Genomic DNA, 12,202 nt, shown 5'->3' on the forward strand with positions numbered 1-12,202 from the left:
GGAAAAGAGATTGCCGTGGTAGCGGTTGTCGTCATTGCGCCGGAGCAGCGTTGGCGTTGCTCAGGAGCTGGCGGTAGAAGCCGATCATCTCGCCGTAGTTCGAGATGGCCAGGCGTTCGTTGTTGCCGTGGAAGCGCGCGAGGTCTTCGTTCTTCATGCGGAACGGCGAGAAGCGGAAGACGGCGTCGCTCACGATGCTGAAATGGCGCGAGTCGGTGGCCGCAGTCATGAGGCCGGGGGCCACCACCGCATCGGGGAAGCTCTGGCGCACGGCCTGCTGGATCGCGCGGTAGCCGGTGCTGTCGGTCGACGACACGGGCGACGGTTCGGAGTTGCCCGGGTAGGCCTTGATCTTGATGTCGTCGTTGCCCAGCGCCTTGCGCAGGTGCGCCTCGGTGCTGGCGATGGTGTCGCCCGGCAGGATGCGGAAGTTGACGGCGGCCTCGGCGTGGCCGGGCAGCACGTTGTCTTTGTTGCCCGCGCGCACGATGGTCAGCGCGGTGGTGGTGCGCAGCATGGCGTTGCTGCTCGGGCTCTTCTCGAGAATGCCGCGCACCAGCGGCTCGGTGAGCCACAGGTTGGAGAGCATCACGCGGTTCACGCCGCTCATCTCGGGTGCAAGCGCGCCGAACATCTGGCCGGCCACGCCTTTGATGCCGCCGGGCATCGGGTCGGCTTCGAGCCGCGCCAGCGCAGCGCTCATGCTGCCGATGGCGCTGTGCTGCGGGGGCATCGACGAATGGCCAGGCGCGGTGTCGAGCGAAAGGAAGAAGGTGGCGTAGCCCTTCTCCGCCAGGCCGATGAGCGCCGCCGGCTGCTTGAGGCCGGGCATCACGCCGTCGAGCACCAGCAGGCCCTCGTCGAGCACCCAGTCCAGGCGCACGTTGCGCGACTTGAGCAGTTCGGCGATGGGCAGCGCGCCGCGCAGGCCGCTCACCTCTTCGTCGTCGCCCATCACGAGGTAGACGGTCTGCCTCGGCTTGAAGCCGCTGCCGATGAGCAGCTCGATGGCTTCCATCTGCGCGAACAGGTTGCTCTTGTTGTCGAGCGTGCCACGCCCCCAAATGAAGCCGTCCTTGATCTCGCCCGAGAAAGGATCGACCGTCCACGCCTTCTCGGTACCGGGCGCGATGGGCACCATGTCCTGGTGCGCCATCAACGCGACGGGCCTGGCCTGCGGATCGGTGCCGGTCCAGGTGTAGAGCAGCGCCTTGTTGCCCACCACTTCCTTCTTCAGGGTGGCGTGCACCTTCGGGAACTGCTGCTCCAGGTAGGCATGCAGCTTGTCGAACTCGGCCGCGGTGGCGGCCGGATCGTCCATGCCCGAGACCGTGCGGAACGTGATCGCCGTGGACAGCCGCTTGGCGGCCGCCTGCAGGTCGATGTCCAGCTTGGGCGCGGGCGCCACCGCCAGCTGCTGCGACGGCGTGGTCCAGGTCTTGACCGCCACGGCGGCCACCAGCAGCACAAATGCCAGCAGCAGCCCCAGGAAGATGCGTTTCAACATTGGCGGTCTTGACCCGGTTCCGTCGTCGGTCTCAGCTGAAGGACTTGCCTTCGGCCACCAGCTTCTGGATCAGCGGCGCGGGCTGCCAGAACTCGGCGTCGTCGCGCGGGTTCTTCGCGAAGCGCTTCATCGTCTCGGCCACGTTGTACAGGCCGACCTGCGACGCGTAGTGCATCGGGCCACCGCGATAGATCGGGAAGCCGTAGCCGGTGAGGTACACCATGTCGATGTCGCCCGACTTCGAGGCAATGCCGTCTTCGAGGATGTGCGCGCCCTCGTTGACCAGCGCATAAACCAGGCGTTGCACGATCTCCTCGTCGGAGATCTTGCGCGGCGTGATGCCCAGTTCCTTGCGATGGTCCTCGATCATCTTGTTGACGAGTTCCGACGGAATCGCATCGCGCTTGCCGGCCTGGTAGTCGTACCACCCTGCCCCGGTCTTCTGGCCGAAGCGGCCCAGTTCGCAGAGCTTGTCGGCCGTGCGGCTGTACTTCATGTCGGCGCGCTCGACGGCGCGGCGCTTGCGGATGGCCCAGCCGATGTCGTTGCCGGCCAGGTCGCCCATGCGGAACGGGCCCATGGCAAAGCCGAACTTCTCGATGGCCTTGTCCACCTGCTGCGGCGTCGCGCCTTCGTCCAGCAGGAAGCCGGCCTGGCGGCTGTACTGCTCGATCATGCGGTTGCCGATGAAGCCGTCGCACACCCCGGAGACCACCGCGGTCTTCTTGATCTTCTTGCCGATGGCCATGACGGTGGCCAGCACGTCCTTGGCAGTGGCCTTGCCGCGCACCACTTCCAGCAGCTTCATCACGTTGGCCGGGCTGAAGAAGTGCATGCCGACCACGTCCTGCGGGCGGTCGGTGAAGGAGGCGATCTTGTCGACGTCGAGCGTGGACGTGTTCGATGCCAGGATCGCGCCCTTCTTGGCGACGCGGTCGAGTTCCTTGAACACCTTCTCCTTCACGCCGATTTCCTCGAACACGGCCTCGATGATGAGGTCGGCGTCCTTCAGGTCGTCGTAGCTCAGCGTGGTGCTCAGCAGGGCCATGCGCTGCTCATACTTGTCCTGCTTGAGCTTGCCCTTCTTGACTTGGGCTTCGTAGTTCTTCTTGATCGTGGCGATGCCGCGGTCGAGCGCTTCCTGCTTCATCTCGAGAATCTTCACGGGGATGCCTGCGTTCAGGAAGTTCATCGAGATGCCGCCGCCCATGGTGCCGGCGCCGATCACGCCGACCGACTTGATCTCGCGCTTGGGCGTGTCCTCGGGCACGTCGGGGATCTTGCTCGCGGCGCGCTCGGCCATGAACAGGTGGCGCAGCGCCAGCGATTCGGGCGTGAACATCAGCGAGGTGAAGATGCGGCGCTCTTCGGCCATGCCGGCGTCGAACTTCAGCTTGGTGGCGGCCTGCACGGCGTCCACGCACTGCAGCGGCGCGGGGTAGTTCTTCGACATGCCGCCGACCATGTTCTTCGCGAACTGGAAGTAGGCGTCGCCCTGCGGGTGCTTGCACGGGAGGTTGCGCACCAGGGGCAGGTCCTCGCCCGTCTTGCCGGCCACGCTCTTGGCGAAAGCCACGGCTTCGTCGAACACCGATTCGGCCGACGCGGCCAGCTTGTCGAACAGCTTCTGGCCGGGCACCGACGCGAGCAGTTCGCTCTTGACCGGCTCGCCGCTGACGATCATGTTCAGGGCCGTTTCGACGCCCAGAACGCGCGGCAGGCGCTGCGTGCCGCCCGCGCCGGGGATCAGGCCCAGCTTGACTTCAGGCAGCGCAACGCTGGTGCCGGGAGCGGCCACGCGGTAGTGGCAGCCCAGGGCCAGCTCGAGGCCGCCGCCCATGCACACCGAGTGGATGGCAGCGACGATGGGCTTGGGAGAGGCTTCGAGCGCGAGGATCACGCTCAGCAGGTTGGGCTCCTGCAGCGCCTTGGGCGTGCCGAACTCCTTGATGTCCGCGCCGCCCGAGAACGCCTTGCCGGCGCCGGTGATGACGATGGCCTTGACGGCGTCATCGGCGTTGGCCTTCGACAGGCCGTCGGTGATGCCGATGCGCGTCGAGAAACCGAGACCGTTGACCGGAGGGTTGGCCAGTGTGATCACGGCGATATCGCCGAGCACTTTGTATTCAGCCGTCATGCTGCGTTCCTTGGTGTGTGAAGAAAAAGAAGAAAAAGCACGAGTGTTCTTTTTCGGGGGATTCTAGGCGTTTCGCGTGGCCCAACAATGGCACGCAGTCGCTGGAGAGACAAGGCCAGCCCTGAGGAGGACTGGGCCTTCGGGAAACACCGCGGAACCGGCTTTGCCGGCCCGCAGGTGTTGCCCCCTGCAAGGGGGTCGCAGCGACACGAAGTGCGCGAAGCCTGGAGGTTTGCCTAGACTTCCAGCCATTCCTTGCGGGTAGTCGCATCCGCGCGCAGGCCGTCGGGCGTGCCGTCGAACACGATGCTGCCGTGACCCATGACGAGCGCGCGGTCGGAGATCGACATCGCGATGGTGAGCTTCTGCTCGATCAGCAGCACCGAGATGCCCTTGTCCTTGAGCGTGCGCAGGTACTGCCCCACCAGTTCCACGATCTTGGGCGCGAGGCCTTCGGTGGGCTCGTCGATGATGATGAGATCGGGGTCGCCCATCAGCGTCCGGCACAGCGTGAGCATCTGCTGCTCGCCGCCCGAGAGCACGCCGGCCTCCGTGTGCTGGCGCTCCTTCAGGCGCGGGAACATGCCGTACATGTCGTCGAAGGACCAGCGGCTGCCCTTGCCCGAGCCCTTCTGCCCCAGCAGCAGGTTCTGGTGCACCGTGAGCTTGGGGAAGATGTCGCGGTTCTCGGGCACGTAGCCGATGCCGAAGTGCGCGATCTCGTAGGCCTTGCGGCGCAGGATGTCCTGTCCCTTCCAGTGCAGGCCGCCTTCGGCATGCACCAGGCCCATGATGGCCTTGGCGGTGGTCGATCGGCCCGAGCCGTTGCGGCCCAGCAGCGCGACGATCTCGCCGGGCTGCACGTCGAAGGAAACGCCATGCAGCACATGGCTCTTGCCGTAGTAGGCGTGGATGTCTTGAAGCTTCAGCATTTCAGTGTCCCGCCCCTTGTGCGTCGGCAACGGCGGAGCCGAGGTACGCCTCCTGCACGCGCGCATTCGCGCGAACCGCTGCCGGCGTATCGAAGGCGATCACCTCGCCGTACACCACCACCGCGATCTTGTCGGCCAGCCCGAAGACCACGCCCATGTCGTGCTCCACCGTCAGCAGCGTCTTGCCGACAGTGACGTGCTTGATGAGCGAGATGAAGTGCGATGTCTCGGTCTTGCTCATGCCGGCCGTGGGCTCGTCCAGCAGGATCACGCTGGCGCCGCCGGCGATGGTCACGCCGATCTCCAGCGCGCGCTGCTCGGCATAGGTGAGGTTCACCGCGTGCACGTCGCGCTTCTTCTCCAGGCCGATCTGCCTGATGAGCTCCTCGGTGCGCTCGTTGGCGTCGTCGAGGTTCGAGAGAAAGCGCAGGAAGGTGTACTTGTAGCCCAGGCTCCACAGCACGCCGCAGCGCAGGTTCTCGAAGACGGTGAGCTTCGGGAAGATGTTGGTGATCTGGAAGCTGCGCGACAGCCCCATGCGGTTGATCTCGTACGGCTTCATGCCGTCGATGCGCGTGCCGTTGAGCAGCACCTCGCCGCTGCTCGGCGCGAGGCGCCCGCTGATGAGGTTGAACAGCGTCGACTTGCCCGCGCCGTTCGGCCCGATGATGGCGATGCGCTCGCCGGCCGTCACGGCCAGGTCCACGCCGCGGATGATGTCGGTCTTGCCGAAGCTCTTGCGCAGGTTCTTGAGTTCGAGTGAATAGGTCATGCGGTCTCCCTGCGCTTGATCTCGGCTTCGATTTCTTCCTGCGCATGGCCCCAGACCTTCGCGAAGCGCCGGCGCACCACCTCGAAGACGCCCAGGCCGACAGCGAACAGCGCCACCGCAACGACCCAGCTCGTGGCCGAGGATGTGTCGAGCTGCAGGCCCGCGAACGGCACCACCGGTCCGAGCGCTGCGTTGAGCTGCATGTGATAGATCATCTCGACGATGGCCGCAGCGCCCGCGAGCATGATGGCCGCGCCCACGAACAGGCCCACGTACAGCAGGTAGAAGCGCTTGATCTTGCCGAACAGCGCCACGCGCACGTTCATCATGATCAGGCTTGCCACGCCGCCCGGCGCGAACATCACCATCAGCAGGAACACCAGGCCCACGTACAGCAGCCAGGCCTTGCTGAGCTCCGACAGCAGCACCAGCGCGAACACCAGCAGCGCCGCGCCGATGATCGGCCCGAAGAAGAAGGTCGCGCCGCCCAGGAACGTGAACAGCAGGTAGCTGCCCGAGCGCAGCCCGTTGAGGCTGTCTGCCGCGTTCACGATCTCGAAGTTGATGGCCGCCAGTCCGCCGCCGATGCCCGCGAAGAAGCCCGCGATGATGAAGGCGTAGTAGCGCACGCGCTGCGTGTTGTAGCCGATGAACTCCACACGCTCCGGGTTGTCGCGCACCGCGTTCAGCATCCGCCCGAGCGGCGTGCCGGTGAAGGCGAACATCAGCCCGGTGCAGATGAAGCAGTAGACGGCGATCAGGTAGTACACCTGGTTCTGCGGACCGAAGTTGAGACCGAAGAACGAGGCGCCGTACACGCGGTTGGTGGTGATGCCGCCCTCGCCGCCGAAGAAGCTGGGGAACATCAGCGCCATCGCGGCGACCAGCTCGCCCAGGCCGAGCGTGATCATCGCGAAGGTAGTGCCCGACTTCTTCGTCGACACGTAGCCGAACAGCACGGCGAAGAACATGCCGCCCAGGCCGCCCACGAGCGGAATGAGCACCAGCGGAATCGGCAGCTTGCCGGCGCCGGCCAGGTTCATCGCGTGGATGGCGATGAACGAGCCCAGGCCCACGTACACCGCATGCCCGAAGCTGAGCATGCCGCCCTGCCCCAGCAGCATGTTGTAGCTCAGGCAGATGATGATGAGGTAGCCGATCTGCGACAGCATGGTCAGTGCCAGGCTGCTGGTGAAGGTCATCGGCGCCACGATGAGCAGCAGCGCGAAGAACGACCAGATCAGGATGCGGCCGATGTTCAGCGGCTTGAAACGGTAGTACTGCGTCGGCGCCTTGTTGGCCGAGGCATTCGATGTGGTTGTGGTGGTTGCGGTATTCATGGCATCAGTCCTCCCGCGTTCCGAGAAGACCCTTGGGCCTGAAGATGAGGATCAGCACCAGGAACAGGTACGGAAGAATCGGCGCGACCTGCGAGATCGTCAGCTTGAGCAGCTCGTAGCCGAAGGTCTGGTCGGTCACCGCCACGCCGAAGGCCTGCAGGCCGGTGGCGAGCGACTGGTCCATGGCCACGGCGAAGGTCTGCACGATGCCGATGATCAGCGAGGCCAGGAAGGCACCCGCCAGCGAGCCCATGCCGCCGACCACCACCACCACGAAGATGATGGAGCCGACAGAAGCGGCCATGGCCGGCTCGGTGACGTAGGTGTTGCCGCCGACCACGCCCGCGAGGCCCGCCAGCGCGGCGCCGCCGCCGAACACCAGCATGAACACGCGCGGCACGTTGTGGCCCAGCGCCTCGACCATCTCGGGATGCTTGAGCGCCGCCTGGATCACCAGGCCGATGCGCGTGCGCGTGAGCAGCAGCCACACCGACACCAGCATCAGCACCGCCACCAGCATGATGAAGGAGCGCGACTTCGGGAACTGCGTGCCGTAGAGCGTGAAGAGCGGCCCCTGCAGCGCCGACGGAAGACCGTAGGGCACCGTCGAGCGCCCCCACACCAGCTGCACGACCTCGAGGATTAGGTACGAAAGACCGAAGGTCACCAGCAGCTCCGGCACGTGGCCGAACTTGTGGACGCGGCGCAGGCAGTAGCGCTCGAAGGCCGCACCCAGCGCGAACACCAGCACCGGCGCGATGAACAGCGCCGGCCAGAAGCCGACGATGCCCGACAGCGTGTAGGCGAAATAGGCGCCCAGCATGTAGAAGCTGGCGTGCGCGAAGTTGAGCACGCCCATCATGCTGAAGATCAGCGTGAGGCCGGAACTCAGCATGAACAACAGCAAGCCGTAGCTCACGCCGTTGAGCAGCGAGATGACGAAGAATTCGACGTTCATCGGTCTTTCGTGTCGGTTGAAAAAGAAAAAGGCCCGAGGTTGAAGTCGGGCCTCGACCTGTCAGGCAGCGGTGGCGGTCAAGAGGCGCCGCCGGGCCGCTTCATCTGGCACGAGGTGGGCGTGCTCGCCACGTACGCGTCGTAGTACTTCACCGGCGCCAGCGTGTAGCCGGTGTTCTCCGGGCTGTACGGATACTTGGCGCTGGCCTTCTCCCACTTGGCGATGTACAGGCCCTGCTGTGCCTGGTGGTCGGTCTTGCGCAGTTCGATGTCGCCGTTGAAGCTCTTGAACTTCATGCCTTCCATGGCGGCCGCCACCTTGACGGGGTCGGTCGACTTGGTCTTCACGAAGGCTTCGGTCAGCGCCTGGAACACCGTGTAGATGTCGGTGGTGTAGAGGTCGTCATTGAACTTCTTCTTGAAATCCTCGGCGTACTTCTGCATGTCGCCACCCATGTTGTAGTGGGCATAGCCGACCTGGTAGACCTTGCCGTCGGAAGCCGCGCCCATGGCGGTCGGCGTGCCGGTGGTCACGGCGTAGTAGGTGTAGAACTTGACGTTCAGGCCCGAGTCGTTGGCCGACTTGATGAGCAGCGCGAGGTCGGAGCCCCAGTTGCCGGTGATGACGGTGTCCGCGCCCGAGGCCTTGATCTTTGCCACGTACGGCGCGAAGTCGCGCACCTGGGCCAGCGGATGCAGGTCGTCGCCGACGATCTGCACGTCGGGGCGCTTGGTCTTGAGGTTTTCCTTGGCGAACTTCGAGACTTGCTGGCCGTGCGCGTAGTTCTGGTTGAGCAGGTAGACCTTCTTGATGTCCGGCTGGTCCTTCATGTAGGTGGTCAGCGCCTCCATCTTCATCGACGTGTCGGCGTCGAAGCGATATTGCCAGTAGCTGCACTTGCTGTTGGTCAGGTCGGGGTCGACGGCGGCGTAGTTGAGGTACAGCGCCTCCTTGCCCGGATTGCGCGCGTTGTTCTTCTCGAGCGCGTCGATGATGGCCAGGGCCGGGCCGGAGCCGTTGCCCTGCACGATGTAGCGAGCGCCCTGGTCGAGGGCCGAGCGCAGTGCGCTGGTGGTCTCCTGCGGGCTGAGCTTGTTGTCGATGCCGATGATCTCGAACTTCACGCCCGCCGCGTTCTTCTTGTTGAACTCCTCGGCGAAGAACTGGAAGGTCTTGAGCTGGTTCGTCCCGACCGCGGCCATGAGGCCCGACAGCGGGTCGAGCCATGCGATCTTGACGGTTTCACCCTTCTGGGCAAAGGCACCGGTGGCGGTTGCAGCGATGACGGCTGCTGCGGCGATTTTCAGAGCGAACTTCAATCTATATCTCCTGGTCAAACCGATTCAAAACGCCGCACGAGAGTACAAGCGTTTGCAGCCCCTCCCCTCAGGGAATGCCCGTAAGAGGGGTGCCGCAAAGGCCCGTTTCTATCGCGCATGCGACACCGCGTTTCTCCAATTTGCTACCCGCTGGTAGCTGCTGCTACCGCCGGGTAGGAAACGCGTTCACAAAGACGCCTAGGGGCGCTTCATCTGGCACGACGTGGGCGTGCTCGCCACGTACGATTCGAAGTACTTCACGGGAACGTTCGTGTAGCCGGTGTTCTCGGCGTCATAGGGGTACTTGGCGCTGGCCTTCTCCCAGCGCGAGATGTAGAGACCCTGCTGCAGCTGGTGGTCGGCCTTGCGCACCTCGACCTCGCCGTTGAAGCTCTTGATCTTCATGCCCTCCAGCGCCGCGGCCACCTTGACCGGATCGGTCGACTTGGTCTTGACGAAGGCGGCATCGAGCAGCGCGAACGCGTGATAGATCGACGACTGCGTGAGGTCGTCATTCATGCGCTTCTTGAAGCCGGCGAGCAGCTGCTGGATCTCGCCGCCCATGTTGTAGTGGGCATAGGCGACGGTGTAGACCTTGCCTTCCGACGTGGCGCCCATTGCCGTGGGCGTGCCGGCGCCAGGCGCGTAGTAGGTCAGGAACTTGACGTTCAGGCCCGAGTCGTTGGCGGCCTTGATGAGCAGCGACAGGTCGGAGCCCCAGTTGCCGGTGATGACGGTGTCGGCACCCGAAGCCTTGATCTTCGCGATGTAGGGAGAGAAGTCGCGCACCTGCGCCAGCGGGTGCAGGTCGTCGCCCACGATCTGGATGTCGGGGCGCTTGACCTTCAGGTCTTCCTTCGCGAACTTCGACACCTGAACACCATGGGCGTAGTTCTGGCCGAGGATGTAGACCTTCTTGATGTCGGGCTGGTCCTTCATCCAGGTGGTCAGCGCCTCCATCTTCATGGAGGTGTCGGCGTCGAGCCGGAAGTGCCAGTAGCTGCACTTGCTGTTGGTCAGATCGGGGTCGACGGCCGCGTAGTTCAGGTACAGCAGCTCCTTGCCCGGATTGCGCGCGTTGTTCTTCTCGATGGCGTCGATGATCGCCAGCGCGGGGCCGGAGCCGTTGCCCTGCATGATGTAGCGCGCGCCCTGGTCCTGCGCGGAACGCAGGGCCGCGGTGGTCTCCTGCGGGCTGAGCTTGTTGTCGAGCGCGATGATCTCGAACTTCACGCCCGACTGGTTCTTCTTGTTGAACTCTTCGGCAAGGAATTGCGTGGTCTTCAGCTGGTTGGTGCCGACCGCGGCCATCAGCCCCGACAGCGGGTCGAGCCAGGCGATCTTGACGGTCTCACCCTTTTGCGCGAATGCGGCGGTGGCGCCCACCAGCATTGCACAGACAGCTACTGACTTGATAGCAAATTGCATGAAGAGTCTCCGGTGTGAAAGGCGGACTGCCAGCGTACAAGCGCCCTTTTCTTCGCCGCACAGGGATTGCCCGGAAGGCAAGCCGCCGAGGCGGCTTTCCTATCGCGTGCGCGACAGTGCGAGCGGGCTTTGCTTGTTGATCCAGGGGTCAGAGCCCGGGTAGCTTGTAGTCCTTGAGCAGTTCGCGCAGCTTCGTCTTGAGGATCTTTCCGGTGGCGCCGATCGGGATGGCCTCCACGAACACCGCGTCGTCAGGGATCTGCCACTTGGCGGTCTTGCCCTCGTAGAACTTCAGCAGCTCCTCGCGCGTGACCTCGGCGTTGGGCTTCTTCACGACCGCGATGATCGGCCGCTCGTCCCACTTCGGATGGAACACGCCGATGCACGCCGCCATGGCCACGCCCGGGTGGGCAACGGCGATGTTCTCGATGTCGATGGAGCTGATCCATTCGCCGCCGGACTTGATCACGTCCTTGCTGCGGTCTGTGATCTGCAGGTAGCCCTCCGCATCGATGGTGGCCACGTCGCCGGTGGGGAACCAGCCGCGGTTGCGCTCGTCGGGAATGAGCGGATTGCCGCCCTCGCCCTTGAAGTACTCCTTGACGATCCACGGCCCCTTGACCAGCAGGTCGCCGTAGGCCTTGCCGTCCCACGGCAGCTCCTTGCCGTCGCCGTCGATGATCTTCATGTCGACACCGAAGATGGCACGGCCCTGCTTCATGCGGATCTGCAGCTGCGCATCGGCCGGCAGCGACAGGTGCTTGTTCTTCAGGGTGCACAGCGTGCCCAGCGGGCTCATCTCGGTCATGCCCCAGGCGTGCAGCACTTCCACGTCGTAGAGCTCCTGGAACGCCTTGATCATGGCCGGCGGGCAGGCCGAACCGCCGATCACCGTGCGGTTGAGCTTGCTGAACTTCAGGCCGCCGGCCTGCATGTGGCCCAGCAGCATCTGCCACACGGTGGGCACGCCGGCGGCGAAGGTCACGCCCTCGGCCTCGATGAGGTCATAGACAGACTTGCCGTCGAGCGCAGGGCCGGGGAACACCAGCTTGCAGCCGACCAGCGCCGCCGAGTACGGAATGCCCCAGGCGTTGACGTGGAACATCGGCACCACCGGCAGCACCGAGTCGCGCGCCGACAGGCGCATCACGTCGGGCAGTGCAGCGGCATAGGCGTGCAGCATGGTCGAGCGGTGGCTGTAGAGCGCGGCCTTGGGGTTGCCCGTGGTGCCGCTCGTGTAGCACATGCTCGAGGCGGAGTTCTCGTCGAAGCTGGGCCATTCGTACTCGGTGGGCTGCGAGCCCATCCAGTTCTCGTAGCTCACGAGGTTGGGCACGCCGCTGTCGGCGGGGAGCTTGTCGGCATCACACAGTGCAACCCATTTCCGGATCGTGGGACACCGCGCATGCACCGCCTGCACCAGCGGCAGGAACGTGAGGTCGAAGCACAGGATCTGGTCTTCGGCATGGTTGGCGATCCACGCGATCTGGTCGGGGTGCAGGCGCGGGTTGATGGTGTGCAGCACGCGGCCGCTGCCGCTCACGCCGTAGTACAGCTCCAGGTGGCGATAGCCGTTCCAGGCCAGGGTGGCGATGCGGTCGCTGAACAGCAGTTGCTCGCCATCCAGCGCGTTGGCCACCTGCTTGGCGCGCGATGCGATGTCGCGCCACGTGCAGCGGTGGATATCGCCTTCGACACGGCGCGAGACGATCTCGCCGTCGCCGTTGTGGCGCTCGGCGAACTCGATCAGCGACGAGATCAGAAGCGGTTGGTCTTGCATCAAACCCAGCATCTACAAACTCCTATGTG

General features: G+C 64.6%; 9 protein-coding genes. All 9 read right to left on the reverse strand.

Annotated elements, in window-relative coordinates; all coding sequences use genetic code 11:
- Positions 1-31: 31 nt before the first annotated feature.
- Positions 32-1,507 carry a M20 family peptidase gene (locus FHT32_RS08515; protein WP_176664193.1) on the reverse strand — a complete coding sequence of 492 codons (1,476 nt, stop codon included), beginning with the start codon at positions 1,505-1,507 and terminating at the stop codon, positions 32-34.
- A 31-nt stretch (positions 1,508-1,538) separates the two neighbouring features.
- Positions 1,539-3,644, reverse strand: coding sequence for a 3-hydroxyacyl-CoA dehydrogenase NAD-binding domain-containing protein (locus FHT32_RS08520; protein WP_176664194.1), 2,106 nt, complete (start codon positions 3,642-3,644; stop codon positions 1,539-1,541).
- A 236-nt stretch (positions 3,645-3,880) separates the two neighbouring features.
- Positions 3,881-4,576 carry an ABC transporter ATP-binding protein gene (locus FHT32_RS08525; protein ID WP_176664195.1) on the reverse strand — a complete coding sequence of 232 codons (696 nt, stop codon included), beginning with the start codon at positions 4,574-4,576 and terminating at the stop codon, positions 3,881-3,883.
- Between the two features lies 1 nt (position 4,577).
- Entirely contained in the window at positions 4,578-5,348 is a 771-nt protein-coding gene (locus FHT32_RS08530) for an ABC transporter ATP-binding protein (protein WP_093195021.1), read from the reverse strand.
- The gene (locus FHT32_RS08535; protein ID WP_176664196.1) at positions 5,345-6,688 is read right to left on the reverse strand and encodes a branched-chain amino acid ABC transporter permease; all 1,344 of its coding nucleotides are present in this window, start codon (positions 6,686-6,688) and stop codon (positions 5,345-5,347) included. Before FHT32_RS08535 ends, FHT32_RS08530 begins: the two co-directional genes overlap by 4 nt.
- A 4-nt stretch (positions 6,689-6,692) precedes the next feature.
- Entirely contained in the window at positions 6,693-7,646 is a 954-nt protein-coding gene (locus tag FHT32_RS08540; protein WP_176664197.1) for a branched-chain amino acid ABC transporter permease, read from the reverse strand.
- Between the two features lie 77 nt (positions 7,647-7,723).
- The gene (locus FHT32_RS08545; protein ID WP_176664198.1) at positions 7,724-8,965 is read right to left on the reverse strand and encodes a branched-chain amino acid ABC transporter substrate-binding protein; all 1,242 of its coding nucleotides are present in this window, start codon (positions 8,963-8,965) and stop codon (positions 7,724-7,726) included.
- Positions 8,966-9,163: 198 nt separating this feature from the next.
- On the reverse strand, positions 9,164-10,393 hold the full coding sequence (locus FHT32_RS08550; protein WP_176664199.1) for a branched-chain amino acid ABC transporter substrate-binding protein: 1,230 nt from the start codon (positions 10,391-10,393) through the stop codon (positions 9,164-9,166).
- Positions 10,394-10,541: 148 nt separating this feature from the next.
- The gene (locus FHT32_RS08555) at positions 10,542-12,185 is read right to left on the reverse strand and encodes a 3-(methylthio)propionyl-CoA ligase (protein WP_176664200.1); all 1,644 of its coding nucleotides are present in this window, start codon (positions 12,183-12,185) and stop codon (positions 10,542-10,544) included.
- Between the last annotated feature and the right edge of the window lie 17 nt (positions 12,186-12,202).

This window comes from Variovorax sp. SG517, from assembly GCF_013376045.1.
Classification (GTDB): domain Bacteria; phylum Pseudomonadota; class Gammaproteobacteria; order Burkholderiales; family Burkholderiaceae_C; genus Variovorax.